This window comes from Haladaptatus sp. HS23, from assembly GCF_056892285.1.
Genome location: NZ_JBXGLH010000013.1, coordinates 1 through 24754 on the forward strand (window position 1 = coordinate 1; position 24754 = coordinate 24754).

A 24754-nucleotide genomic window follows, 5' to 3' on the forward strand; every position below is an offset into this window, starting at 1 on the left:
TGGAAGCATCAGCGATTCACGCTAGCTATACGCGCTTAGCCAGCATAAGGTGCGAAGTCGAGTAACTAGACAGTGCCATTGAAGACTAAGCGACATACCAAATGGTCGACGCCGAAAGGGCCATCCCCCTTTTGGAGTTCTATATTTGTACGATAGGAAGGAAACCCCACCGCAATTGACTTACGACGAGAAGACGAATACAAGTTTATAGATCGATCCATGAATATTGGAATCGACAAACACACTGGCAAACCATCACGATCGGTGAGCTGTCCAGCGATTTTGTTTGATCGGAAGGAGTCGACTGACGTACTTGGGGAGGTGAATTGAACTGCCCAAAGTAATTACCGTTGGTGAGATACTCGTTGAAGTCATGCGCAAGAAGCGAGGTATCTCATTCTCCGAACCTGCCGACTTCATCGGACCCTTCCCAAGTGGAGCGCCTGCAATTTTCGCCGATGCCGTGGCGAAACTCGGCACCAGTTCAGGAATTGTCGGTGCTGTGGGAGAAGATGGTTTTGGAGATTGTGTTCTTAGCCAGCTCGAACTAGACGGAGTCGACATTTCACACGTTCAGCATCGGAAATCGCTTTCGACTGGTGTTGCTTTCGTTTCATACTTCGATAACGACTCACGGAGATTCATCTACCATATGGGTAACTCCGCGGCGGGAACCATCACGACCGATAATATCGACGAGTCCTACGTCACGGACGCTTCGATCATCCACTTCAATGGGTCATCGCTAGCAACGAACGAGTCGATGCGCGAGGCGTGCTACCGAGCGGCGGATATCGCCGCTGTCCACGACCTCGTAGTTTCTCTTGACCCTAACATTCGCGAAGAATTGGGATCTTTCGAGAAGACGCGAGAACTATTGGCACCCATCGTGAATAAGGCTGACATCCTGACGCCAACTAAAGAAGAGTTGTGCCTCGTCACAGCAACTGATGATGAAAGAACGGGTGCACGACGATTGCTACGGAACGATGCCGAGATAGTTGCTGTCAAAAAAGGTGCCAACGGTGCAACGATATACACCGACGACGGTGCGGACGACTTCGCTGCGGTCGACGTATCCGAGGTAGATCCAACTGGTGCTGGTGATGCATTCTCTGCGGCGGTTGTCGTTGGATTCCTTGAAGACATGCCGATATCGAAGCTTGGGAAGTTCGCTAATGCGACCGGCGGGATGGCGACGACTCGGAAAGGCCCGATGGAAGGGCTCGTTCCGCGCGAAGAGATCGATACCTTAGTGAGTGGTAACTAAGCCCGTGAAAAACAACGAAAGGGTTCGAACTGGCTATCGAGCGTGACCAAAGAGAGCAAGAGAGTAATGTTCCACGAGCTAAATTGTACTCCCATCTAATGGTTGAGTTCTCATAGCCCTTTCATTCCACCTCCTGCCAAGCCCTCGACGATGTACTTTTGCACGAATGCGAAGAGGACGATCACCGGCAGCATCGTAATCACGGCGGCTGTTAATACCGCCCCCCAATCGACGGCGTTCGCCGATTGGAACAGCGCGAGGCCGAACGGGAGAGTTCGAGTCGATTGCGATTGAGAAAGCATAGAGACGAAGAGGTAGTCGTTCCAGGACCCAACGAAGGTGTAGAATCCAGCGACGGACAAACCGGGTGCCGAGAGCGGAAGAATTATGCGGCCCAGTATATCCATCTGCGAACATCCGTCCATGATTGCGGCTTCATCGAGGGTCTGAGGTATTTCATCGAAATACCCCTTCAAGAGCCAAATGGAGAAGGGAACCGTCACGACGCTGTGAGCGACGATGATACCCAAGTACGTGTCGATGAGACCCAGTGAATACATCACCGTAAAGAACGGGATCAGTATCAACACGAACGGCAACATCTGACTCGAAATGAATCCAACGATCAAATAGCGGTGACCCGGAAACTCGAACCGGCTGAGCGAGTACGCTCCAAGCGTCGAAACCACGAGCGTAACAACGGTCGTCGCCATCGCAATAATCGTCGAGTTGACGAAATAATCCCGGAACTCGTCGCGGGCTAAAACGTCGAGGTAGTTTCCGATCGTAAACTGGTCTAGCGGCGGGACGATGATCAGTCTGTTGGCAAACAGTATCTGGTCGGATTTGAAGGTGGACGTCACCAGATATAGAATGGGGAACAAGAGGACGAGAAAATACAGTCCAAGGACCGTATATACTGCCACTGCCGTTCTCCAGGACACTTCCGAATCCAACCACGAGTCGAATCGTTGTATTACTTCCATTATTCCGTTTCCTCCAAGCGAACGTAAACGATGGTAAAGGCGGACATGATCAACAACATCACGACGCCGATGGCAGCGCCGTACCCAAGCATGTTCTGGAAGAACGCTTGCTTGTAGACGTATGTCGCCAATACTTCGGTCTTGTTTAACGGGCCGCCTCCGGTCGATAAATAGATGATGTCGAAATTATTGAACGTGTACAACACGTGAAGAACGATCATGATCATGGATGTGTACGCAATATTTGGCATAGTAATATATCGAAACTGTTGAAGCGCGCTTGCGCCATCCATTCTAGCGGCTTCGTACAGCTCGTCCGGAATTGCCATCATGCTCGCCATTAGCGCGATCGCGAAGAAAGGTGCATTTCGCCAAACGTGCATGAATATAACGAGGGGCATTGCGAGGTCAGGTGAACCGAACCAATATCTAGTCGGCAAACCCAGTTGGCCCAGCACAATGTTGATCACACCGAAATCCGTTTGGAACATGAAGTTAAAGATCGTTACCATCACGATGACGGGCAGAACCCACGTTACCATCGTGACGCTCCGAAACAGCTGAATCCCCGGAACTTTGCGTTTAAGGGCGAGAGCGAGCCCTAATCCGAAAAGATACTCCAACGTCACTGCGGAGGCGGTCAACATGACTGAATGCCACAGTGACGTCCAGAAGATGGGATCCGAGAAGAGATCCTTGTAATTTTGCAGACCGACCCACTCCGTCTGGTTCGGATAGAGATAAGATTTCTCAAAAAAACTCGTCCATATCCCGGTCACCGTTGGATACAGAATGATAAACGCGACTAAGAATACTCCCGGTAACACTAACGCCAGACCAAGCCAAGATTCACGTTTGAGTGTGAAAAATCCTTCAAGATATCTGCTCAAACTGCTTTCAGCAGTCGTATTTGAATCACTCATGGTTCTCTGAATTATACATCGCGTTTATGAGTTCATGTCCTTTGCTATTTCCACGTAGTCAGAGCGTAGATCTTTTCCTGCTTTGAACGGATCTTTTTTGCCGTAGATCACCTGTTGCATCTCATTGTATAGTGAGTCCCTCGGCTTGCCCCAGCTTATGAACGCCAGCCCCTTTCCCTTTTTGAAGGCAGTTTTTATCTCCTTCCGATCCGGACTATCGATTGCCGACTCCACGTTACTAAACGGAGACGGCAGTAAATACGAGGGATCTTTCTTTCCGATCTTCTTGATGGAATCTGGACTGGCATGAACCGCGAGCGCTTCCCATGCTTTGTCCTTATGTTTCGCGTTCGCGTTAATCATGTTCGACTCCGTTTCGAGATATGTTCCCGCAGGATCGGATGCACCGGGCGCGTGAGCAAGTTGTGCAGTGGCGGTATTTTTGATGACGCCTTTCGCTTCATCGGGATCCTTGGCCTCGGTATTCATGCCGAGTAACCACGGCCCACATGGAACGCATGCGTATTTTCCGTTCAGATATCCGACATCGTTCGCCCGCCAGTCCGTACTGCGATCCTCCTTATTCGCCGCATTGGTATTCAGATACGGATCGGCATAGAACCATTTGAACACCTTCCCAAACGTGTCCGCACTTGGAACCACGGTCCACTGACCGTTCTTTATCTTGAACACGTGATCTTCGAACTGATACATATGGGAGATCCACTCTTGAAATGCACGTACTTCCCCTTTCTTAGTGGTGTTGTGAAAGCCGTACATCCCATCTTTGCTTTTTGAGATCTCGCTCATTTGTTCGAGGAATTCGTCTGCTTTTTCGGCTGGGCCATCCTCCCAACCCATCTCCTCGAATATATCCTTTCTATAGAAGTACGTTCGGCCGTTCCCCTTCATCGGTAACGCCCACAGTTTTCCTTTCCATGTCACCGAGTCTAATCCTCCCTGCAAGAACTTATCGTAATACTCGAGGTCCTTGGCTTGGTCCGTGATCGGATCGATCAGTCCCGCGACAGCGTACTCATTGACATGTGAAAGTACGCCTTCGATTATATCCGGCGTCCCAGTTTTCGCGCCCGTGAGATACTTTTTCCGCATATCCATATAGGAGAACGAGGACAATTGAAGGTTGACTTTCGTTTCCTTCTTCGCCTTCGCTTTATACCAGTCCACCCACGCCTGTGCCTTGGGGTCATCGAAAAATCCACTCCAATGAGTGACGGTCGTGAGTGAACCGTCGGAGCCTCCACCGTTCTTTGAGCCGTTTGAATCACCAGTATCACCAGTACCACCGGTGCAGCCTGCCAGCCCGGCAGCCATACCGGCCCCGATCCCTGTGATATACTGTCGTCGATCGATTTGAAGTCTACTGCCTTCTGCCATGGTTAGACGTACCAAATGTACCAATAGATATTATATAAACATTTCTTAAGAAAATCTATATAATATATTGACTATCAGGTTCGCTCCGTTCAACGAACCTGCGCATTTCTCCATAGTCCGCTTAATGATTGGATGAACCGCTTACGGCAATTTCACCGTTCACGTATCGAGGTGGTTACGTTCGGCGGTTTCGATTTCATCATCGAGGCAAAGGAGCGTCGATTTCTCCACGTCGTCTCCCAACCGCTCTGTCACAAATGCGAGAGTTCCGACAACCGGGTGATCCACCTGTTCGAGGAATTCGATATCGGTAATTTCGTCTGATAACGCCGACCGAAAGGTGGCAGTGACGAGAGGTGATGTACCGAATCCACCGACACACCCGACTTGAACCGGTTCAGTGAGCTCGAGATTTTCGATAACCGCTACTGCCGCACTGGCAAGCTCTTCCCCGGCCTCTTCGATGATCCCCAAGGCGACGCTGTCGCCCTGCTCCGCTATTTCGGTGAGCGGTTTCGCAAACGCGGCTATCTTTTTCGGGTGGTCGAGCTTATTGTGTATCGTCGGAAGGACGTCCTCGAACTCGTCCACATCGAAATGGTCCATCGATGCGTTCAATAGCGCAGTCCTCGGACCGCGTCCATCGTACGCCTTTGCCGCCGCCTGAATCCCTCGCTTGGCGGAGTAATACCCGCTCCCTTCGTCACCGATCAACCATCCCCACCCGCTAGACCGACAGTTCCCCCCGGATGCGTTCGTTCCATACGCCATCGCACCGGTACCGGCAACGACTGTGACTCCGGGCGCTCCGGCCGTCATCGCGTAATGCGCAATGACTACATCGTTTTCTATGAACTTTCGATCGATGAACTCTATTTCGTCCAAGAAACCGGATATTATCTCGTAGTCACTCTCCGTATCGAGAGTTCCCATTCCAAATCCGCCGATAATTCTTTCCGTTTCATCGATTCCTCCTTCCCGGAGCGCCTCCCGTATCGCCCGTACGATGTTCTCACGCGCTTGATTTACCCCCGCGACGTGATAATTCCCGGGTCCGCTTTCACCGACCCCGAGCAGATCGTACTCCGAATTGACGAGGATGCATTTTGTCTTCGTTCCGCCAGTGTCTATTCCAACGATATACATAGTCTATCTTGGTAAATTTACCGCTCCGATACTAGTTGAAGGCCTGTACATATCGGTGAATGGTGTCCTGGACGGTATCCACGATCAGCCGATCCGGATTTATGGCTGACTGATTGCTCCGGAGGTTCTCGTACAGTGTTTGCCGCGCCTCGATAACATCGGTCCGGTTTAGCACGTAACGGCCAACACAGAGAGCGATGTTCCTTCGATTCTCACGAGCAAACGGTTTACGCTCGTTATCGTCCAGACGGTCCGGCGCAAATTTCTGCCAGGGAGCGTCTTCGATAGCGGCGTGTTCTAACACGTTCATGAAATCCGATGCCTCACTAGGTTCGTCTTCCAGTACTTCGCGTTCTTTTTTCTCCAACGTCTCCAACCCGCGAACGACTGCTGCAGCAAATTCCGGTCCGACGTTAGCAGCACCGACCCCCAACTCGGGAAATCTAGAGAGATCGGTTTCGTCAAGCCAATCGGTGTAATGTACTTTCAAAAATAAACCGTGATTCTCGACAATATTGGTAAGCTCTCTCGTTTTGGATCTCTCGAAATCGTTTTCCATATCGATTCTCATCGTCGTTCCCACCTGACCGACGATGAAGAGCACCCGTTCCATCACACCCCCGTATCCGGCTTCCTGTAAATTGTTCTTCAGTAGTTCGATGAACCGCTCAAAATCATCGGAATTAGTCATCCCTCCTGTTATCTCCTCAGTTCCGACCTCGTAGTAGACCTCGGAAAGTCCCTCTGCTTCTCGAGTTTCTTCCAAGTATGTTATCAGTTCGGTCGTTCTTCGTGCGATTTCCGCCAGGTCGAGAACTCCATCTTCATTCGGATCTTCCGTTGCGTCCACGTGGAGAACGTCGAACCCGGCCTGAAGATCATCCAAAAACAACTCCTTCGCGTACCGCATCGCCTCTTTCAAGGGTACTTCTGCATCGCCTCGATCGCGCATACTTTGATACGGACCACCATGATCTCTCGCGACGACGTAGGGGCCGTCGTAGCCGGCCCCCGCTGCGGACGTCTCGAGGAGTTCGACGAGTTCCGACTGGGACCAGCCGGTATAACCCCGATCTGCGTCTACCTGCCGGGGCGTAGCAATAAACATGGGAACGAAGCTAGCATTCATCGCCGCTTCTTGAAATGTGGCCTCGATGATCTCTTTAGACATCGGGCACACCCCGAGTTGAGTGGATTCATAACGGGATTCCTCTAACCACGAATGGACGTTGAATTCCTCCATTTTATCTTTTTCAGGTAAGTAGTCGGGGGACTTAATACACTCGGTCAATCCCCTAGGGGACTCGTAAGGATCACATGCGAAACCGATCTCGTTGATACTAATGTGACGACGCCCCCTAATACCTTGAAAAATAAACAGTTATCTAGTAGTTATTTAAACTCGAGTAGAATAATCCCATATAATGGAGTCGAACCATGCGACTATCAGAGAAATCGTAGAGCAACCGAAATCGATCGAAGCGGTACTCGATGAAGTGGAACGGAAGGAGGATAATCTCGCGCCACTCCTGACCGACTCAAAGGGAATCTGTCTCACGGGGTGTGGCACCTCCTATTTCCTCTCCCATTCGGGAAGCGCTAAATTGAACGAGTCAACGCCCAGCTTTGCCTATCCCGGGTCAGAGGTGTTCATGTCCCCGGAACAACTACCGAAACTCCCGATCGACCTGATCATTCCGGTTTCGAGGTCGGGCGAATCGACGGAGACCGTCCGAGCTACCGAAAAATTCGCCGAGGTGTACCCGGATGCGACGGTGCTGGGGGTTACTTGTTCTGAAGACAGTTCTATCGCAGAACGGTCCGATCAGGCGCTGTTATCTCCCGAGGGGAGTGAAGAGAGCGTCGTGATGACCAAATCGTATTCTTCGATGCTCGTCGCACTGGAGAGCGTGGCGCGGATGGCCGATGGGCATACGTCTGTCGCGGACGGTCTCCGTTCGATTCCCGAGCACAGCCGACGAGTGATCGAGAACACCGAGACGGTCGCGGAGAAGATCGGAGCTCGGACGGATTTTGAAAAATTCGTTTTCCTCGGCGGAGGATCGCTGTATGGAGTCGCTGCCGAAGCGATGCTCAAGTTCGAGGAAATGACGCTCTCATGGACGAAAGCCTACCGACCGCTCGAGTTCCGACACGGCCCGAAATCGATCGCTGATGAGAACATGCTGGTGACTATCTTCCTACCGCAGGGAGCGTCGGACGCGTATAGCGCCCTTATCGAAGATATTCGATCGTATGGAGCAGAAGTCCTCTCCATCGGTACGGAGTCCGCGCTTAGCGCTGTCGATTCGGATCACACCGTACAAATCCCATCCCACGACCCGCTCTCCGTGGCTATCTACGCACCGGTGTTCCAGCTCATCGGATATCACCGAGCGATAGCCATCGGGTTGAACCCGGATAGTCCAAAGAATCTATCCCAAGTCGTCGAATTATGATCAACTACCCGCCTGATCGAACGAGGTTACCGACCTGCTCACTGCCCGACCTATATTCATCATTCACCTGATGTAGCGTTCTCGGGTCGACCGATCTTCGACAGCAGTTTTTAATGCTCGACCGATCAGAGCCGTTCCGGGTTGATGGTCGCCGCATCGCCTTCCAACACCTTGCGATTACGGAGCGTCGCACCGGTCTCCGCATCGAAGATGTGGAGACGATCCTCGGGGAAGCGAACCGGTAGTGTGTTCCCCTCATCGACGATTACATCGCCGTCAAAACTCGCCGTGTACTGCCTCCCTCCAATGTCGAGATACACGTAGCTGACGTCGCCCAGCGGTTCAACCACATCGACGGGGAATTCGAACGAGTTCCTTTCGTCTTCGTCTGCAAGACCGATATCTTCCGGACGGATTCCGAGCGCTATCTCGGTTGTATCGCCGATATCTTTGCGCAGTTCCTCCGTGATTGTGTACTCAAAGGAATCGTGGACGATTGTTCGTCCATCGACCACAGCGTCGAAGAAGTTCATACTCGGCGATCCGATGAATCCGGCGACGAACTGATTCGCGGGCTGATGGTAGCACTCCAGCGGCGTCCCGATCTGTTGTAACTCTCCACCGTTGAGCACGACGATGTGGTCACCCATCGTCATCGCCTCCGTCTGGTCGTGAGTAACGTACATGGTCGTTACATTGAGCCTCTGTTGGATATTTTGCAGTTCAGTCCGCATCTGCGTGCGGAGTTTGGCGTCGAGGTTCGAGAGCGGTTCGTCCATCAGAAAGACTTCCGGATCACGAACGATGGCACGGCCGAGCGCGACGCGCTGTTGTTGCCCACCCGATAGCTCACTCGGCTTTTTGTCAAGCAAATCCTCGATGCCCATCATCTCTGCCGTTTCTCTGACCTTGTCGTTTATCTCTTCCTTGGAGAAATCCCCGGTCATTTTCAAGCCGAACCCGATATTCTGCTGTGCGGTCATATGGGGATAGAGTGCGTAGTTCTGGAACACCATCGCCATATTCCGCTCCTTCGGTTTTCTGTTTGTGACGTCCTCACCGTCGAGACGAATTTCACCCGAAGTCGGATCTTCGAGTCCAGCAACACACCGAAGCGTAGTTGATTTCCCGCAACCGGAAGGACCGACAAGAACGAGAAATTCGCCATCTACGATATCGATATCGAGATCATTGACAGCGATGATCTGATTCTCGCCATTGTCGAACTCTTTTCGTAGCTTCTCTATGTGAAGACTACCCATACCAAGTTCTGATTACATACATAATTAAATGTTTCTGTGTGCGAAAGCCGTTCGATAGAAAATAAGTTGATATGTGGGGGAGAAAATACGAATCCCCAATCACGTTTCGAGATGTTGTCTGCTATATCTCGATTATCGCGAGACGGTGGGAGCAAGTCCGTCGAGGTTCTCCTCCGAGATTTGAGGTAGGTACTCATGGTTGGCTCGAATGAGGTCGGTCGTCATCTCTTGTATCGCATCGAGGTCAAGTACCGCGGCCGAGAGCGGGTCGAGTTTGACAGCGTGGTAGATTGAATCGACATCCTCCTCGAGAGCCGCTTTCACTATGAGCTCTTGCACGTTGACGTTCGTTCGATTGAGAGCGGCCAACTGCGGTGGTAGGTCGCCGACCACTGCGGGATGGATTCCCGTTGCGTCGACGTAACACGGCACCTCGACGCAGGCGTTCTCCGGAAGGTTGCGTATCAAACTCCCGGCGTTGCGGACGTTGAGGTTGAACCTCCGACGCGTATCCGTTTCGAGCGAATGGATGATGCGGGCGGCGTACTCGTCCGAGCGCTCTATCAGGAGATCTTCATCGTCGAAGTCGGCGGACGTGTTTCGTTCCTCTGAACGTTCGAGCCACCCTTCGAGATAGGTCGCGGTGGGCATCCGCTCGGCGTGATCGGTTCCAGTGAGATCGTCGATGAGGTCATCGTCGGTCCGGAAGTAGGGGACGTATTCACTCATGTGGTGGCTCGACTCGGTGACGTACGCCCCGAAATGACACAGAATCTCGAATCTCACGGTGTCGCGCTGATACGTTTCGGAATCGGTCATCGCTTCCTCGAGATCGGGGTACAGATCTTCACCGTTCCGTTCGAGGTCGAGGAACCACGCCATGTGGTTGATACCGGCGACCCAGTAGTCGATGTCTGACTGGGCGACTCCCACGTAGTCCGCGATAGCGTTCACCGTGTTCGGGACGCTGTGGCACAGCCCGTAGACGTCGATATCTGTGGCTTCATCGACCGCCCAGCAAATCGGAACCATCGGGTTCGTATAGTTCAAGAATGGAGCGTCCGGACAAATCTCCTCGACGTCTCTCGCGATGTCGAGAACTACGGGAATCGTTCTGAGAGCACGAAACACTCCGCCCGGTCCGAGTGTATCGCCGATAGCCTGGTTGACGCCATACTCCTCCGGAATTCGAATCTCGTTGATAAACGGGTCCGCGTCACCGACGTTTATCATGTTGACCACGTAGTCGGCGTCCGAGAGGGCCGTTCGACGATCGGTCGTCGCTTCTACCTCCGCATCCAACCCCGCATTGGTTATCATCCGTTTCGTCACCTCCGCGACGTCGTCGAGGCGCCCTGCATCGATATCCATCAACGATATGGTGCTGTCTGTAAATTCGGGGAAGGATAGGAGGTCTCCTATTATCTTCTTAGCGAATACCATGCTCCCAGCGCCGATTATTGTTACCTTCGGCATACGAATCACTGCTCATCCCATTTATATAAAGATGTGTGTCCCCTTCACTCGGTACTAACTCACACGAAAAGTGGAGGCTAACATCCAGAATCGGTGATCAGCGATTGGCGAGCCATTTCCCCAAACGAGCCGTCCGAGTAACTTCATAGTTGATCGACAAATCGTCGCTGTCGTTCTCATCAACGTTGCAGCGATCCACACTGCCGAAATCAACTGAAGAACACGGTAAACGGATCGAACTTGCCAACGGAGCAACCACATAAGGTTATTATTACTCGGAAAATAGAGGAGAGTATCAAACGCGGATGGAGGTGAACAATATATGACTACGTGGAACGGCGCCGTTTCAAGTACCGACCCCAGCATCGTACGAAGAAAGAGTCCCGTCGTGTCGCAAGCCGATCGGGTGACGAATCCCGTGCTCACCAGTGACGACGTAACAGACTGTGAGAATCCAACGGGAGCCGCCGATCCGTTTGTCGTACACGACGGGGATCGGTACCACATGTTCTTCGAAGTGATTATAGACGATCCAGGCGATGACGACACCCTCGCGGAGAAGATTGGACACGCGGTGAGTGATAACGGTCATAGCTGGCGGTACGATTCAATCGTGCTCGATGTGGAAGGGCACCTCGCATATCCGTACGTCTTCTGCTGGAACGATGATTGGTACATGACACCCGATAGCGGTCTAGAAGGGCTCTTTCGAGTCTTCCGGGCACGGTCGTTTCCATCTGAGTGGGAACAGATTGCCACTCCGATCGAGCGTGACGGACTCGTCGATCCATCTCCCTTCCGTTATCACGGACACTGGTACATGATCTGCGGTGTCGCTCCGGTCGGGGATGGTCGGGACTACACCTTGTGTCTGTACCACGCAGACGAACTCACCGGTGAATGGATCGAACACCGGGGCAGTCCCATCGCCACCGGTAACCGGATCGCCCGTCCAGGCGGTCGTCCGATACGTCACGAGGAGCACGTCGACGTGTTCTTTCAGGATTGTCGACGCACGTACGGGGATAAAGTTCGAGCCTATCGGATTTCAGAACTGACATCCGACGGCTACGCACTCGAAGAGTATCCGACGTCGCCCATCGTCGAAGCAAGTTTCCGAGACGAGTGGAATTACGACGGGATGCACCACGTCGACTTCGGTCTCGCGTACACCGGGATCTCCGATATCATCGCCATGGATGGGAAGGCGACCGGGTGGAATCAGCGGTTCTCGATCGGACTCGGGAAATTCTAAAACTGTCAACGACCCTTTCTCCGAAGACGATTTAACAGCGGACTATTGGCCGCGATGACACATGACATATTAATGACTGTGTTATTTTTATACTAGCTCCTCAAAAATGCAGTGAGCGTCAATGCAAGAAGCAAGCATTTATGAAGAGATTGGCGTCCCGACGGTTGTGAACGCAGCCGGAACGAAGACTCGAATCAGCGGGAGTCTGATGCGCGAGGACGCTGCTAGTGCGATGCGCCGTGCAAGCGAGAAGTTTGTTCGGATCTCGGATCTACAGGCTCGGGCCTCCGAACTCATCGCTAACGTAACAGGAGCGGAAGCCGGATACGTCTCGAACGGGGCAAGCGCCGGACTAACGCTCTGTGCGGCCGCCTGTATCGCGGGACACGATCTGGTGAAGATGAACTGCCTTCCAAAGACGGACGGGATTCCCAGCGAAATCGTGATGCCGAGGTCTCATCGCAACGGATACGATCACGCTCTACGGGTCGCCGGCGCGGACATCGTCGACGTGGGAGGATGCGACCAGGACCTCGGAACGGGTGGAGAGAACACGGAACTATGGGAACTCGACGCTGCGATCGGTGATCAGACGGTTGCGGTCGCGTACATGGAGAAGTCATACTCGCAACCAGAGCTAAAGAAAGTCGTCGAGGTGGCCCACGATAACGGAGTTCCCGTTATCGTCGACGCAGCGGCCGAGTTACCTCCGTTGGAGAACCTTTCTCGGTTCACCGACGTCGGTGCCGATTTGGTCGTATTTAGCGGCGGAAAAGCGATTCGAGGGCCGCAGGCGTCCGGGATTATTGCAGGAAAATGGGAGTACATCGAGTCCATTGCCCTCCAGAACCTCGATATGCATACCGATTCATCCGTCTGGTCACCATCTACGGACCTCATCGACGTCGAAAAACTCCCCGGGGTCCCGCGTCACGGTCTCGGGCGGGGATTTAAAGTTGGAAAAGAGGAGATCGTCGGACTTATCGTAGCACTCCAACGGTTTATCGAGATAGACCACGAAGAAGTCGAGGCAGGGTGGCACTCGCAGGCAGAGTGGCTCAGTGACGAACTCGAGATCGCCGACGGACTCGACGTCCATATCCAGGAGAGTGGGGAGACGAATCGTGCGTCCACGGTGTTCGTTGAATTGACCAGCGATTCTTCGATGAGCGCCGACGAACTGATAACAGCACTCCGACAGGAGACGCCGAGGATCTTCGTCGGCTCCGACTATCTCGAGGCCAATACCTTCACCATTAACCCGATGTGCTTGACGGAGGAAGAAGCGAGGTACGTTGTGGAACGACTGTTGACGTATCTCGATTGATCGTCTATTATCGATGGGGAACCGCGACGATTTCCCCGACGTTACTAAGGAGCAAACCGGGCAGATGCTCGTCGAAACCTTTCCCATTCAGCCGTTCTTTTGGTCCGACGACGTAGAGTGCCCCTCGAAAACCGGTCTCTTCGGAAACGGGGACGGCGATGCTCCGAACCCCGTCCTCGTGTTCCTCTCGTCCGAATGCGATTCCACGATCGCGAATCCGTTCAACCTCTTCACGGAGCGCCTTCGGGTCCGTGATCGTGTTCTCAGTTAAGGCGGACAACTCGACTTCGTTGACAAAAGCTTCGAAATCGGTGCGGTCAAGAGTGGTTAGGGCTGCCTTCCCCGCTGCGTGACTGTGGAGATGTGGTTCTAGTTCGACAGGAGTGATATCGTCGTTCGCGACGGACTGATACCAGTCGATCCCTCGGTGGCCGTCGATTATGTAGATGCCACATACTTCCCCGGTCATGTTCGTGATCGAGTCGACGACTTTCTGATTGGCTTGATTGATATCTATCGTCGTCGGTTTCGAATCGGTAAACCGCTGGAATTTGTCGGATATTGTGTATGAAACCCCGTTTTTCTCAATGTAGCCGAGCGACTGAAGCGTTTGAAGATGTTTATAGACGGTACTGCGGGATATGTCGAGGTCGTTTGCCAACGTGATGACTCGTGCAGGTTGGTGTACGTGGAGTGATTCCAGAACCGTGAACGTCAACTCCACAGACCCGATCATCATGTTATTATCGATCTCGTTTGTCATCGGATATCGTACACATGATCGGTACTTAATGGTTTCTCATGAGTGTCGATAGGACGGAGTTCCCTAGCCATTAAGCCACCGTACATACTACGCCCCTTCATGGAAATCGTCGACTACGAATTGTTTCAAGTTCCCCCTCGGTGGCTATTTCTCAAGGTGATCACGGACGAAGGTGTGGTAGGTTGGGGAGAACCCCTTATCGAAGGCTCAAGACAGACGGTTAGTCAAGCGGTAAAAGAACTGATGGAGAAGTTCTTGCTGGGTTCTGATCCGCACCGCATTGAAGACAACTGGCAAGCCATGCATCGCGGTTCCTTCTACCGGGGAGGGCCCATTCTGATGTCTGCCATCGCCGGTATCGATCAAGCGCTTTGGGATATTAAGGGAAAGACGCTTGACGTTCCCGTTTACGAGTTACTCGGTGGGCGTACACGCGACCGAATCAAGGTATTCCGCTGGATAGGAGGCGAAAAGCCAGCGGATATCGCATCGGAAGCGAGATCGATGGTCGATGCGGGGTACGATGTGTTGAAGATGGACGCGGTCGAGCGCATCACCCACATAGATTCACCGGAGACGATGACGCACGCCGTAGACCGTATCGAGGCAGTTCGGACGAATATCGGAGACGATGTGTGTCTCGCGGTCGATTTTCGAGGACGAACGTCGAAGGCGACGGCGAAGCAGCTCGCGCGTGCGATAGAACCATTTCAGATCATGTTCATCGAGGAACCGACGAGTCCCGAAAAGACGGCCTTGCTTCCCGAAATCGCCACTCATACGAATATCCCGATTGCAACCGGTGATCGTTTGTATACGCGGTGGCAGTTCGACCGCGTCCTCCAAGACGGCGCCGTAGATGTCGTTCAGCCGAACATCTCACACGTCGGGGGGATCTCCGAAGGTCGACGGATCGGCGTATTCGCCGAAACAAGGGATGCAGCGATCGCGTTCAACTGTCCACACGGCCCAATAGGGATGGCTGCGGCGATGCAAGTTGCGTCATGCATCCCAAACTTCCTCGTTCTCGAACACGGGTTCGCGAGTGACAGCGACCCAACCTCGGATGTCTATAGCTATTCTCTCGACGACTCGTTGTTTGAGATGCGTGATGGCTATATGGCAGTTCCAGATAAACCTGGTCTCGGCATCCAGATCGACGAGGATGCCGTCCGCGAACTCTCTAGCGAAGACACGACTTGGCAGAATCCGCTTTGGCGACACGAGGACGGCAGTATAGCGGGGTGGTAATCGCCGTCGTGTTCTCGTTCTCCTTGTTGAGTCGCGAGCTCGTTTACCTATGGGAAACGGGCCCATTACATGACTATTGTTGTAATCCTCGGAAAATGCAATCACCATCATTAATAACACGAAAATCGGATGCAAACAGCTTGCTAAACGGATTTGAGAGCAATGGAGAACAGTAATTGACTGTCATCGTTACTATTGGGAAACGCGTTCGAACGACTCGGCGTTGACCGACAGATGGATATAGTGAATTCACCCCCTTGGAAGCAGTTCAGACGTGATTGTTCGAACGTGCGTTAGAACAGGAATCCGAAGGCAAATTCATCACCGTTTTCTGCGATATCTGTCATGTAATGGATGGTTCGATGGAAACACATTTGACAATTTCAAGCGCTGAGCTCTATAATAGCTGAAACCAGCCAGTAGCCATAGCTTCGAATAACCGCATCTATACGATGAATTCAACGATCGGGGCGGAGCGACGTTCTCGGTGAGTTCGCGATTTCGCTCCGCTCAGCGAAGTCATCAAAACCGGGGTTTGGAAGTAACCGACCGGAGGGTGTGATGAGAAAGAAGCCGAAAATATACCGATCCAATAGACGATCTATGATGGACTAGTCGCTCCGAAAGGACTGCTTTGACGAGACCCGATCCTGCAACTGTTTGATAGACGGAAGACAAGATTCATGTATTGATGTGACCATCTTTAATTGAGCGATATTACCACTTCGAGAACTATGAAAATGATCCAAACAGAGGAGACACCAGCTAATAGAGATCCGCACTCCCAGAGAAACGCCACGAGATCGATCGTTTACATCTCGCGGGAAAATCACCGCTATCTACGGATGACGGCTGGCGCCGAAGAGGGCGCACGGAGCGAGAACGATCATGGCTTCAAAAGCGAGGTGTACGACGCGGAAATAAGAACCGTCCCTGGGAGGGGAGAATGACTGACCAACTCGCGAACGATGTTGCCGTCGTCACCGGCGCAGCGTCCGGTATCGGTCGAACGATCGCAACACGATTCGTGGCCGAGGGGGCGACAGTTGTTATCGCAGATGTTAATGTCGAAGATGGGACCGCGGTCCGTGACTCGCTCCGAGAAGCGGGGGGAGTAGTTGAGTTCGTCAAAACGGACATCTCGAATGTGAACGATGTCCGGTCGCTTTTCGACGCTGTTGGCGCGCAGTATGGAGGACTCGACATCCTGGTTAACAACGCCGGAGGAGCGTTTGGCGACGACAATCTTCATCGAATAGACGAGGAAACGTGGGACAGAAATGTCGATGTGAATCTGAAGGGGCCATTCCTCTGCACTAAACACGCGCTTCCGCTGCTCATCGAGGGAGGCGGTGGCCGGATCGTTACGATGTCGTCCATCAACGGACTTATCGGACTCGGGCTGACCTCGTATTCGGCCGCAAAAGGGGGAATCATCCCGATGATGAAGCTCGTTGCATCGCAGTATGGTCGCCACGGTGTCCGGGCCAACGTCATCTGCCCCGGTGAGATTGCAACCGACGTACACGAATACAGTTCCGCTTCCGACGAGGTTCGTGAAGAGTGGCTTGATCAGTTCGCTCTCGGCCGGTTTGGCAGTCCGGAAGAGGTGGCATCGGTTGCACTGTTTCTTGCCTCAGAAGAGTCCTCGTATGTTACTGGGACCAAAATCGTTGTTGACGGTGGGATGATTAATGGGAGGAATCAGCGACTTCAGGAAGTCACTTATGATGTCGGAGATCTCTATGAATGGTGAATAGAGTTGCAAGTGTAGCGACTGCATGTCACTTTCAATTGATGTCGAGCGTGGATTTCCCCAACCGATTACGATAGCTTTCGTTGCAAAAATTTCCGTAGTGAGTAATGATAAGATCTGTCATCCATATCCATCATGCCCTATGGCGGTAAGAAACAGAACTAAATGAATTAGATTTCAATATACATCTTAGTAGGTGGTGTTCGATCAGTGATAAAATATCAGTTAGAACCCATGAATATATCAAAAATCAGAACATTTTCATGTCAAATATGGATTTTCTTCGAATATACTTATGCCATAGCCTTCTGAAGTAAACTGATAGTGCGGGAGTTGAGGACTATCGAGATTCCGATTCCTGTGGCAGAAGCTATGCGTTTGTGAAGGGTCCCGACGGCCACGAAATCGAATCATTGAACGAGACGGGATCGATGGAGATCTCTATTCACGATGCGTTCGCCGTCGAGACTGCGGTGGAGGCTGAACGAGACGAACCCCGGGAGGTCGCCCATTGAATCGACGTTCTCTTGGATCTCGTCGATGAGTGGTTGCTGATTGTCGGGATCAATCCTGAAGACGTTGATAAGGGTTGCACCGACCCTCTCGTCATTGATTTCGGGCATGGGATCATTTCCCTCCTGAATTTGCTACTTTATTCGCCGCGACGAGTCCAAGAACGACACCGAGTCCGAAGACGACAAAGCGAGGCGGACCTCGTTGCATGGAACGCCCGCTATCTGCACACTGTTTTGTCTTTGCGTGTTCTCTACCACAGGATGTGGGTCGGTTCGGGCATGACGTTGGAGCCATCACCTCTACAGACGAGCTCTCATACCCTCAAGATTCGTTCGAACATGTTCGAGTAAATAGTCTTCGTGGCTGCTATCGTCCTCTAAGGTATGAAATCACCTGCTGCTGGAGTACCAAAGAATGAGTCGAATTACAGAGGAACACGATTTCGTAATAAAACCCGAAGTAGCGAGGGAATCCCGATGAGACGACTCATGCGCGTATTGCTAGGGGTTGAGGCTGCATCGTTTTTTCTCGCCGCTATGATCCATGCAGGGATGCTCATCAGTGGCTATGAACATCACGAAGCGATGATTGCCGAGAGTATAATCGGTACGGTTCTGCTCGGTGGCTTAGTGATGACCTGGCTCCGTTCACGTTCGATGTTCGCAACCGCCATAATCGTCCAAACATTCGCATTCCTGGGTACGCTCGTCGGAATCTTCACGATTATCATCGGCATTGGCCCTCGTACAGTCCCAGATATTGCGTACCACGTATGCATCTTGATAGTGTTAGCAGTTGGTCTTGGACTGTCCCGACGCGGACGTAGAACTGAAACAATATGAGGCCCGTCACAGAATTGAATGCCGGTGATGCTGTGTATGGTTTCAGTGGATTCCCCCAGACTGACTCCTACGTAGAATACACAACAGCGGCAAACACAAATTAGATATTTTTAACTAAAATCAAGAGCGGAAGCGGATTACCCCCGGGACCCCTGAATCGATCTGTGGCGACTGCTACATTCTGCCAATTCGCATGGAGTTCTGATGAGCATGAACTGGTTAGTCGCTGCGCGAAATGATACTCCGCTCGAATAGACCATCTGGCGTCACAGATTACGTCATCTTCCGAGGTGGCTAGCGCACCGAAAAGAGAATGGCCGTCAGTTCCGACACTGAATTGGCACGCCTAGCCCGCGATTTGTACTTCGGTGGGTCTGATCTCGTCGATCTGGTCTACCCGCACCGGATAGGTGTCCTCGGCGTGTTCCTCGACGCCGAGTTCGGCCTTGATTCGGTCCGTAAAACTCGGATTCGGGTTAATGTAAATGATGTCCGTTTCGACCTCGGAGACGATTCCGATCTTCTCCCCCGCACGGTTCACCACGTCCTTTCCCGAATCGTTGCTGCCGAGCGAGATCGATTCATCCTCGGCTTCGGTTGTCTCTTCTTGTTCGACGGTCCTGGATTCAGTTTCCGACTCCGTCGTCTCTGTGGCCGTCGTTTCCTCGTCGATTGTTGCTTCCGTTGAGGTCGTCGATTCGTCCGCCATCGTGACTTGTTCGGACTCAACCTCGACCTCTCGTTCGACGTATTCGACATCGACGAGACCGCTTTCAACGAGTTCGGAGGTCGCCGTGTTACTCTCGACGACCTCGCTCTCGGCGAGGTTGTAGACATTCTCCACTCGGTCTACGATTTCATCCTCGATGAGCCGTCGTTCGAATAGCACGCTCTCGATGATGCGGTCATCGGTGAACTCACTCTCGATATCCGTCGTTTCGATTACGTCCTCGACGGGCATCTCGGCGAAGATATCGTTTTCGAGGATGGTTCGCTGGACACCTTCGATATCGACTACGCTTTCCAGCGAATCCTCCTCCAGGATGTCGCGCTCGGCGATATCGACATCGATGACTTCGCTCTCGATTAGCTTGCGCTCTATGACCTCGCGACGAACCAATCGTGTTTCATCGAATTCGAGAACGAGGGTGTCGTCGTCGAGGAACTCGGGTTCGGTGTCGGTCAGTTCGCGGCGGATGAGGTCAGTGTCGATTATCTGGTCGGCAATGATTTCCGAGTCGATGACCTCGCTCTCGATGGTTTCGGTTTCGACTATTTCGCGCTCGATAACGCGGGTTTCCGTGATTTCGCTTCTGACGGTTTCACCCTCCAATAACGCTTGTTCAACGTCCGCGTTTTCGAGCGTCGCCTGTTCAGCGACTTCCGAACGCGGGACGACCTCGTACCGCTCTGTCTCCTCGCCCGTTGGCGGATACCGGATGAGCGCCATGTTTTCGTTCTCGAACGTTTCGAAGAATGTCTCCCATTCGGTTTCTTCTGCTTACACGTCAGAGTGCCGCTCTGAGTGATAGGCGAAAGGTGACTGAGTCTCTTCATCGTTCCGGTATGCGGGTTGCCAACCACTCTCCTCCGCCCATGTTTGAATCGTTTCGCGGTCGGTCGTGATACGTGTCTCGTCGTTCGTTTCTGTATTGTCCGTCATCTTCCCCCACCGATTAACGGACTAGCCAATGGGTTACTTATATGTGTTGGCAGGCGATTAATCTTTGAACCGTCATCGTTGTAATCGTTATCTTCGACAAGTCCGTTTAAAACCTCACAGGCCGACGCCGCGGCCCTCAAACTCCTCCGCAATTTCACTCGTCATGGAGGGTTCAAGCGGTTCGGCTAGAAGATGGAAAAGATACAGAGATGATGATATACAATCCTTGAATTCTTAGAATTCTAGCTATTGGATGGATTAACTGCCGTTTCCTTCTAATAGATATTTATTTTAACATATAAACATTGCAGAAGTAATTTTATATTAATAGAACATTCGATTCGAAGGAGTACGAACGTCGCGAAAGGAAAATCAGCCCTGTTGTCGCTGATTCTGACGATCAACGGACGAACTTCGAAGGTCATATGCTGACCCAGAAGGCTGTAACTGTGACGGCTTCGACGGCTTCCCGTGCAAGCCATGCGTGCGAACGGGACGTAAGGAACTGCCGAACGAACCACCGCTTCAGCTCTTTTTATCCATGGCACGCCAAGTGACGGTTTCGGATAGCACCGACCAGCGAACGCTGACGGAAAGCGCGAAAACTGAGACCGACGATACTCCCGAGACACCGACGGGAGAATTTGACCGCTGTACAAGGTGCACAACAAATTCTATTTGGACCGTTCTTTCCCAGCGCCGTCCCCGATAATGAGTGTGTTTTTGATTAGATTGGCGTACCCACGTCGCAGCCGCTCAGAAACTGCTTGATGAGAAATGTCGAGATCAGCAGCTAGTTTTTTTGCATTTGCCTCCCGCGGGATATCGAAATAGCCTGCCTCGAACGCAAATATGAGCGTGTTTTGTTGTTCTTCTGTCAGTCCCAACCGACCCTCACGCCCTTCTTCAAACTGATAAATGTTCATGATATCAAATGTTAACCCCTGGGCTTCACAGTAATCAAATGTTTGGGAGAGTGAGTCTCGGTCTGCGAACAAGATCCGAAGATTCCACCCTGCTTGCGTACCGACCGCGGAGAGGATTGTTCCCTGTTCTTCAACGAGAATGTGGATGAGGGCCTGTATTTCAGTAATCCATTCCATCCGATACAGCCATTCGTCGTCTAAATCAGCAATTAGATCAAACTGTTCGAGGCTTGGATCGTCACCAACAACTGATTCAAATTCCTCACGATCGATTTCATTGCTCTGTACCCAGACGAAGGGCATCACCCGATCAGCATCGTGAGCGACAGCTCGCTCGATCTCAAAGTCAATGGATGGGAGTTCAGAGATCGTTTGTCGGAGCGCGAACTCATCAATAGGAATCTCAACTTCGACAACTGTGCCCGCCATAGTTACCTCTTCGTTAGCCGAACGGATAAACTCGGTGAGCATCCAACGATCAGTAATACTGCCATTGGAAATCGATTTCAAATCACGACTGCACTGACTTGGTAGGCTTACGAACACCACGGATCGGAGCAATTCAGCGAAACCGTGTGGCACAAACTCATCTACGTATGGCAGTATCACGAGTTCGGCGACGTTTACCACGGTGACGTTCACCTACTGGATAGGGAGCCTCACTATTCTCTAGGCTGCGAGCAATTTCCTATGCTACGGGGCTTACCGACGAGGACGTGAATACTGTTGGTCAGCACTTTTCTGTTGTCGGCAGTACCGTCATCTCTCGACCCAGTTCATTTCAGTCATTACACTCCATAAACAGTATTATTCAACCAATACTTATCCTCTTGTCCACTCTTGAGAGCGGGTATGGAAACATCAGCGGGATTTGACATCGTTGGGATCGCTGGACCCCAGTGGACTGAATCAGAGCTTCAATCGCTCTCAGAGGAGCTAAAATCCCACGTCGATGGCGAGTTCACCTCCGCTGTTATCGGGGCTGAGACACTTATGCGAGTGTTCGGTACAGATGATCCGCATCAACTGCTTGAACTTGGCCTTACGAACCTTGACGAATCTGATATTGAACTTCCAAGTTCGCCGGAGTCGACATCGATTCCATTAAATCCGGGTTTCATTCCTCCCGATCTAATTCCATGGATCACGGGGTGGGGAGCGGCACTATTACTCCAACCGGCGGAATCCACATCGCTTTCAACTGAAGCCATTGTCCAAGCCCTCAACGATCTGTACGCCACAAGGGAATGGAGGTCAGAACCAGTAGTTAGTACCGTTCACTACCCTAGCGGGGCCGAGAATCCCTCATTTTACCGCTCAGGTGGGTCCAAGACGGATTAATCAAGTAGGTAAATGTACTGCGTATCGCCATCAGTTATCGCAAACGTTTGGCGGTCGGTGGAATCAATGAAACCTCGGCCGACGTTCTGAAGTTGGTACCCAGCCAGAAATACTTCTGGTCAAAATCAAATCGCTCATTGCTAGCTGAAGTTGTTTAATTGACCATCGAACGCTTGCAGAGCGTATGCAGGTTGTACGAAACCCGATTGGACCAGTCAATATTTTTTCAATTGTGAGTAATTGTTCGTTTCTCATTTCCTAAATTGGACTGTGACCTACGGAACAGTCGAGCTATCTCACATGCTTCAACCTCGGTCTAACTGTCCACTCCTTACCACTATCCCCAATTTGTTCACTTTCTCTCTGACAGTAACGAATGACATACAACTAGGCTCATTCTCCGTTACTCATTTACCGTCGCGATTTAGGCAGCCAAGAACAAATTGCCTGCATTCGCTTTTTTCTGATGAGCCACGCGACAGCGTGGAGGAGATTAATACGATGACACAACATAACATCTTCACGGAGAGTGTCCTACAAATCAGCGGCGTCCCCGGATGGCTGCAAGATCCTATTTCAGGATTCATCGCACTGCTTCCACGACTTATTGGTGCACTTGCTATTCTGATCATTGGCTGGGTGATCGGACGCGCCGTGGCAGCCGTTGTCCGGCGAATTGCCGACCGAATCGAACTCGATCGAATGGTACTTAATACGCCGCTTGGTCGGATGCTGGGCGGCACCGAAAGTGCAGTATCGGGCGCATTCGGCAAACTCGCCGCATGGTTCGTCTATGCACTCGCGATTCTAGCAGCGGCAAACGTCCTCGCAATTTCAACACTCTCGCAATGGGTTGCGACAGCCGTCTCGTACCTTCCAGCACTAATCGCTGGTTTGTTAGTCATCATTCTCGGATTCGTGGTGGCTGATTTCATTGGTGATGCCATCACGCGAACACGGACGGCGACACACACCGCGTACACTAACTGGTTCGCCACGGGGACTCGACTGTTCCTGTACTTCACCGCCATCGTCATCGGTCTTGACACAATGGGTATCGACGTGGGTATTCTCTACCTGTTCGCTCGTGCCCTTGCATGGGGACTTGCGGCCGCTATCGCCATCGGCGCAGGTGTGGCGTTCGGCTGGGGTGGTCGAAACTACGTTGCCGAACACATCGACGGGTGGATGAGTAGCGCGAGTCAGGGCACGCCGAGTCCGCAACCGAGCGATGACGACTAAAGAGAAGTCCTTCGCTGACGCATCTCGGTGGATCCGGTACGGAACTCACCACGAGGTGCATAGCCCTCACGGATATCTTCATCGATCATCACACCGCTGTTCGCGCCCATTCGCTCTGTGTCAGCGTCAGGTATAGCTTTCAATTGACTATCCCCATAGCACTGATTCCACCAAGGAACGGGGGACTCAGGGCAGGGCGATCGATTGAGAAGTAGCAAAACACACCCATCGACAGCTAGCGTCACGAAACACGATCCTGCAACGGACGAGATCACGATTGCGCTGACCTGGACGGCCTACGTACACCACGGATGGGAACAATTCAGTTCGACCGTGCGCCATGAGTTGATTCATGCATGGCAGTATCACGAGTTCGGGGAAGCGGACCACGGGCGAACGTTCGACCGGTGGACCGATGCTCTCGACACAACCCAGCATTGCGAGCGGTTCACATCACCGAACTGGTGGGTGATTTGCGAGCAGTGCGGCGGGAAGATCGCCCGCTATCGACGCTCGAAGGTCGTGAAACAGCCCGAGAACTACAGTTGTGGCGACTGTGGCGGGTCGCTCCGCGTCGAGGGGGTAAACGACGAATGACGCAGAAGTACCGTTGTCCACATTGTCTGCGGGTTGTTGGGACCATGACGGTGGCGGGTCCGTCGCGGGTCCATGTGAGTCCATACGGCCATCGTCTCGCGGCACCGGACGCGGTGCTTGCAATGGGCGATTTGCACCCACCCCGCCCTGATGTGTGGGTGACGGACTTCCTCGCTGACGCTCACTAACTCTCGCGAACGCTTTCGGCCCTTCCTCATTCACGTATTCGGTATTTTCGGCGGTACAGGTGCTAACGGATGTTAGTATAATAAACTAACTTCAGTGTATTCACTTCCGATCTGGCTAGCGATGAACCCACCAAACAATATGATTTAGATCGGTGACAACGAGCGTG

General features: G+C 52.2%; 24 protein-coding genes. 12 read left to right on the forward strand and 12 right to left on the reverse strand.

The features are described from left to right. The first annotated feature begins 373 nt into the window (after window positions 1-373). A complete protein-coding gene (locus AC1XDK_RS24800) occupies window positions 374-1270 on the forward strand; it encodes a sugar kinase (protein ID WP_483352698.1) in 897 nt (298 codons plus the stop codon). A gap of 110 nt (window positions 1271-1380) precedes the next feature. On the opposite strand, the gene AC1XDK_RS24805 is transcribed toward AC1XDK_RS24800, so the two are convergent. From AC1XDK_RS24805 to AC1XDK_RS24825, 5 genes are all read right to left on the reverse strand, one after another. Further along, a complete protein-coding gene (locus AC1XDK_RS24805; RefSeq protein ID WP_483352699.1) occupies window positions 1381-2196 on the reverse strand; it encodes a carbohydrate ABC transporter permease in 816 nt (271 codons plus the stop codon). A 59-nt stretch (window positions 2197-2255) separates the two neighbouring features. Further along, window positions 2256-3179: a carbohydrate ABC transporter permease gene (locus AC1XDK_RS24810; RefSeq protein WP_483352700.1), complete on the reverse strand. Its 924-nt coding sequence runs from the start codon at window positions 3177-3179 to the stop codon at window positions 2256-2258. Between the two features lie 24 nt (window positions 3180-3203). Continuing rightward, window positions 3204-4514 carry a type 2 periplasmic-binding domain-containing protein gene (locus AC1XDK_RS24815; protein WP_483352701.1) on the reverse strand — a complete coding sequence of 437 codons (1311 nt, stop codon included), beginning with the start codon at window positions 4512-4514 and terminating at the stop codon, window positions 3204-3206. A gap of 222 nt (window positions 4515-4736) precedes the next feature. Beyond that, window positions 4737-5723, reverse strand: coding sequence for a BadF/BadG/BcrA/BcrD ATPase family protein (locus tag AC1XDK_RS24820; RefSeq protein ID WP_483352702.1), 987 nt, complete (start codon window positions 5721-5723; stop codon window positions 4737-4739). A gap of 31 nt (window positions 5724-5754) precedes the next feature. After that, the gene (locus AC1XDK_RS24825) at window positions 5755-6966 is read right to left on the reverse strand and encodes a class II D-tagatose-bisphosphate aldolase non-catalytic subunit (RefSeq protein WP_483352703.1); all 1212 of its coding nucleotides are present in this window, start codon (window positions 6964-6966) and stop codon (window positions 5755-5757) included. Window positions 6967-7147: 181 nt separating this feature from the next. On the opposite strand from AC1XDK_RS24825, the gene AC1XDK_RS24830 reads away from it, so the two are divergent. Next, window positions 7148-8182 carry an SIS domain-containing protein gene (locus AC1XDK_RS24830; protein ID WP_483352704.1) on the forward strand — a complete coding sequence of 345 codons (1035 nt, stop codon included), beginning with the start codon at window positions 7148-7150 and terminating at the stop codon, window positions 8180-8182. 125 nt (window positions 8183-8307) lie between these two features. On the opposite strand, the gene AC1XDK_RS24835 is transcribed toward AC1XDK_RS24830, so the two are convergent. Both AC1XDK_RS24835 and melA read right to left on the reverse strand, forming a co-directional pair. Continuing rightward, window positions 8308-9444, reverse strand: a complete 1137-nt coding sequence (locus AC1XDK_RS24835; protein ID WP_483352705.1) for an ABC transporter ATP-binding protein — start codon at window positions 9442-9444, stop codon at window positions 8308-8310. 132 nt (window positions 9445-9576) lie between these two features. Then, on the reverse strand, window positions 9577-10920 hold the full coding sequence (melA, locus tag AC1XDK_RS24840; protein WP_483352706.1) for an alpha-galactosidase: 1344 nt from the start codon (window positions 10918-10920) through the stop codon (window positions 9577-9579). Window positions 10921-11242: 322 nt separating this feature from the next. On the opposite strand from melA, the gene AC1XDK_RS24845 reads away from it, so the two are divergent. Both AC1XDK_RS24845 and AC1XDK_RS24850 read left to right on the forward strand, forming a co-directional pair. Continuing rightward, the gene (locus AC1XDK_RS24845) at window positions 11243-12175 is read left to right on the forward strand and encodes a glucosamine inositolphosphorylceramide transferase family protein (RefSeq protein WP_483352707.1); all 933 of its coding nucleotides are present in this window, start codon (window positions 11243-11245) and stop codon (window positions 12173-12175) included. Window positions 12176-12296: 121 nt separating this feature from the next. After that, complete coding sequence (locus AC1XDK_RS24850; protein ID WP_483352708.1) at window positions 12297-13502, forward strand: aminotransferase class V-fold PLP-dependent enzyme; 1206 nt, start codon at window positions 12297-12299, stop codon at window positions 13500-13502. Window positions 13503-13509: 7 nt separating this feature from the next. Here AC1XDK_RS24850 and AC1XDK_RS24855 read toward each other — a convergent pair whose 3' ends face one another. Next, window positions 13510-14265 (reverse strand): IclR family transcriptional regulator, encoded by a 756-nt coding sequence (locus AC1XDK_RS24855; RefSeq protein ID WP_483352709.1) that lies wholly within the window; start codon window positions 14263-14265, stop codon window positions 13510-13512. 99 nt (window positions 14266-14364) lie between these two features. Here AC1XDK_RS24855 and dgoD point away from each other — a divergent pair, with 99 nt between their 5' ends. The 3 genes from dgoD to AC1XDK_RS24870 all read left to right on the forward strand — a co-directional run bounded on the left by dgoD (window position 14365) and on the right by AC1XDK_RS24870 (window position 17272). Next, window positions 14365-15516, forward strand: a complete 1152-nt coding sequence (gene dgoD, locus AC1XDK_RS24860; RefSeq protein ID WP_483352710.1) for a galactonate dehydratase — start codon at window positions 14365-14367, stop codon at window positions 15514-15516. 740 nt (window positions 15517-16256) lie between these two features. Next, the gene (locus tag AC1XDK_RS24865; protein ID WP_483352711.1) at window positions 16257-16466 is read left to right on the forward strand and encodes a hypothetical protein; all 210 of its coding nucleotides are present in this window, start codon (window positions 16257-16259) and stop codon (window positions 16464-16466) included. Beyond that, window positions 16463-17272, forward strand: coding sequence for an SDR family NAD(P)-dependent oxidoreductase (locus AC1XDK_RS24870; protein WP_483352712.1), 810 nt, complete (start codon window positions 16463-16465; stop codon window positions 17270-17272). Before AC1XDK_RS24865 ends, AC1XDK_RS24870 begins: the two co-directional genes overlap by 4 nt. Before the next feature lie 410 nt (window positions 17273-17682). Here the strand turns inward: AC1XDK_RS24870 and AC1XDK_RS24875 are convergent, their stop codons facing one another. Continuing rightward, window positions 17683-17895: an antibiotic biosynthesis monooxygenase family protein gene (locus tag AC1XDK_RS24875; protein WP_483352713.1), complete on the reverse strand. Its 213-nt coding sequence runs from the start codon at window positions 17893-17895 to the stop codon at window positions 17683-17685. Window positions 17896-18264: 369 nt separating this feature from the next. Between AC1XDK_RS24875 and AC1XDK_RS24880 the strand changes: the two genes are divergently transcribed. Further along, a complete protein-coding gene (locus tag AC1XDK_RS24880; RefSeq protein WP_483352714.1) occupies window positions 18265-18630 on the forward strand; it encodes a hypothetical protein in 366 nt (121 codons plus the stop codon). A 346-nt stretch (window positions 18631-18976) separates the two neighbouring features. On the opposite strand, the gene AC1XDK_RS24885 is transcribed toward AC1XDK_RS24880, so the two are convergent. From AC1XDK_RS24885 to AC1XDK_RS24895, 3 genes are all read right to left on the reverse strand, one after another. Continuing rightward, entirely contained in the window at window positions 18977-20080 is a 1104-nt protein-coding gene (locus AC1XDK_RS24885) for a hypothetical protein (protein ID WP_483352715.1), read from the reverse strand. A gap of 51 nt (window positions 20081-20131) precedes the next feature. After that, the gene (locus AC1XDK_RS24890) at window positions 20132-20293 is read right to left on the reverse strand and encodes a hypothetical protein (RefSeq protein ID WP_483352716.1); all 162 of its coding nucleotides are present in this window, start codon (window positions 20291-20293) and stop codon (window positions 20132-20134) included. Between the two features lie 674 nt (window positions 20294-20967). Then, window positions 20968-21849: a helix-turn-helix domain-containing protein gene (locus AC1XDK_RS24895; protein ID WP_483352717.1), complete on the reverse strand. Its 882-nt coding sequence runs from the start codon at window positions 21847-21849 to the stop codon at window positions 20968-20970. Between the two features lie 222 nt (window positions 21850-22071). On the opposite strand from AC1XDK_RS24895, the gene AC1XDK_RS24900 reads away from it, so the two are divergent. The 4 genes from AC1XDK_RS24900 (at window position 22072) to AC1XDK_RS24915 (ending at window position 24587) form a co-directional block, all read left to right on the forward strand. Then, window positions 22072-22560 carry a hypothetical protein gene (locus tag AC1XDK_RS24900; RefSeq protein ID WP_483352718.1) on the forward strand — a complete coding sequence of 163 codons (489 nt, stop codon included), beginning with the start codon at window positions 22072-22074 and terminating at the stop codon, window positions 22558-22560. Window positions 22561-23061: 501 nt separating this feature from the next. Beyond that, entirely contained in the window at window positions 23062-23802 is a 741-nt protein-coding gene (locus tag AC1XDK_RS24905; RefSeq protein ID WP_483352719.1) for a mechanosensitive ion channel family protein, read from the forward strand. A gap of 204 nt (window positions 23803-24006) precedes the next feature. Continuing rightward, entirely contained in the window at window positions 24007-24399 is a 393-nt protein-coding gene (locus AC1XDK_RS24910; protein WP_483352720.1) for a SprT-like domain-containing protein, read from the forward strand. Window positions 24400-24443: 44 nt separating this feature from the next. Continuing rightward, window positions 24444-24587 (forward strand): hypothetical protein, encoded by a 144-nt coding sequence (locus AC1XDK_RS24915; protein WP_483352721.1) that lies wholly within the window; start codon window positions 24444-24446, stop codon window positions 24585-24587. Window positions 24588-24754: the final 167 nt, after the last annotated feature.

Bases quoted from the DNA above. Each gene is read 5' to 3' on its own strand.
- AC1XDK_RS24800 (WP_483352698.1), top strand. From the start codon at position 374: ATGCGCAAGAAGCGAGGTATCTCATTCTCCGAACCTGCCGACTTCATC.
- AC1XDK_RS24810 (WP_483352700.1), bottom strand. From the start codon at position 3,179: ATGAGTGATTCAAATACGACTGCTGAAAGCAGTTTGAGCAGATATCTT.
- AC1XDK_RS24815 (WP_483352701.1), bottom strand. From the start codon at position 4,514: ATGGCTGCCGGGCTGGCAGGCTGCACCGGTGGTACTGGTGATACTGGT.
- AC1XDK_RS24820 (WP_483352702.1), bottom strand. From the start codon at position 5,723: ATGTATATCGTTGGAATAGACACTGGCGGAACGAAGACAAAATGCATC.
- AC1XDK_RS24825 (WP_483352703.1), bottom strand. From the start codon at position 6,966: ATGGAGGAATTCAACGTCCATTCGTGGTTAGAGGAATCCCGTTATGAA.
- AC1XDK_RS24830 (WP_483352704.1), top strand. From the start codon at position 7,148: ATGGAGTCGAACCATGCGACTATCAGAGAAATCGTAGAGCAACCGAAA.
- AC1XDK_RS24835 (WP_483352705.1), bottom strand. From the start codon at position 9,444: ATGGGTAGTCTTCACATAGAGAAGCTACGAAAAGAGTTCGACAATGGC.
- melA (WP_483352706.1), bottom strand. From the start codon at position 10,920: ATGCCGAAGGTAACAATAATCGGCGCTGGGAGCATGGTATTCGCTAAG.
- AC1XDK_RS24845 (WP_483352707.1), top strand. From the start codon at position 11,243: ATGACTACGTGGAACGGCGCCGTTTCAAGTACCGACCCCAGCATCGTA.
- AC1XDK_RS24850 (WP_483352708.1), top strand. From the start codon at position 12,297: ATGCAAGAAGCAAGCATTTATGAAGAGATTGGCGTCCCGACGGTTGTG.
- AC1XDK_RS24855 (WP_483352709.1), bottom strand. From the start codon at position 14,265: ATGACAAACGAGATCGATAATAACATGATGATCGGGTCTGTGGAGTTG.
- dgoD (WP_483352710.1), top strand. From the start codon at position 14,365: ATGGAAATCGTCGACTACGAATTGTTTCAAGTTCCCCCTCGGTGGCTA.
- AC1XDK_RS24865 (WP_483352711.1), top strand. From the start codon at position 16,257: ATGATCCAAACAGAGGAGACACCAGCTAATAGAGATCCGCACTCCCAG.
- AC1XDK_RS24870 (WP_483352712.1), top strand. From the start codon at position 16,463: ATGACTGACCAACTCGCGAACGATGTTGCCGTCGTCACCGGCGCAGCG.
- AC1XDK_RS24875 (WP_483352713.1), bottom strand. From the start codon at position 17,895: ATGCCCGAAATCAATGACGAGAGGGTCGGTGCAACCCTTATCAACGTC.
- AC1XDK_RS24880 (WP_483352714.1), top strand. From the start codon at position 18,265: ATGAGACGACTCATGCGCGTATTGCTAGGGGTTGAGGCTGCATCGTTT.
- AC1XDK_RS24885 (WP_483352715.1), bottom strand. From the start codon at position 20,080: ATGGCGCTCATCCGGTATCCGCCAACGGGCGAGGAGACAGAGCGGTAC.
- AC1XDK_RS24890 (WP_483352716.1), bottom strand. From the start codon at position 20,293: ATGACGGACAATACAGAAACGAACGACGAGACACGTATCACGACCGAC.
- AC1XDK_RS24900 (WP_483352718.1), top strand. From the start codon at position 22,072: ATGGAAACATCAGCGGGATTTGACATCGTTGGGATCGCTGGACCCCAG.
- AC1XDK_RS24905 (WP_483352719.1), top strand. From the start codon at position 23,062: ATGACACAACATAACATCTTCACGGAGAGTGTCCTACAAATCAGCGGC.
- AC1XDK_RS24915 (WP_483352721.1), top strand. From the start codon at position 24,444: ATGACGGTGGCGGGTCCGTCGCGGGTCCATGTGAGTCCATACGGCCAT.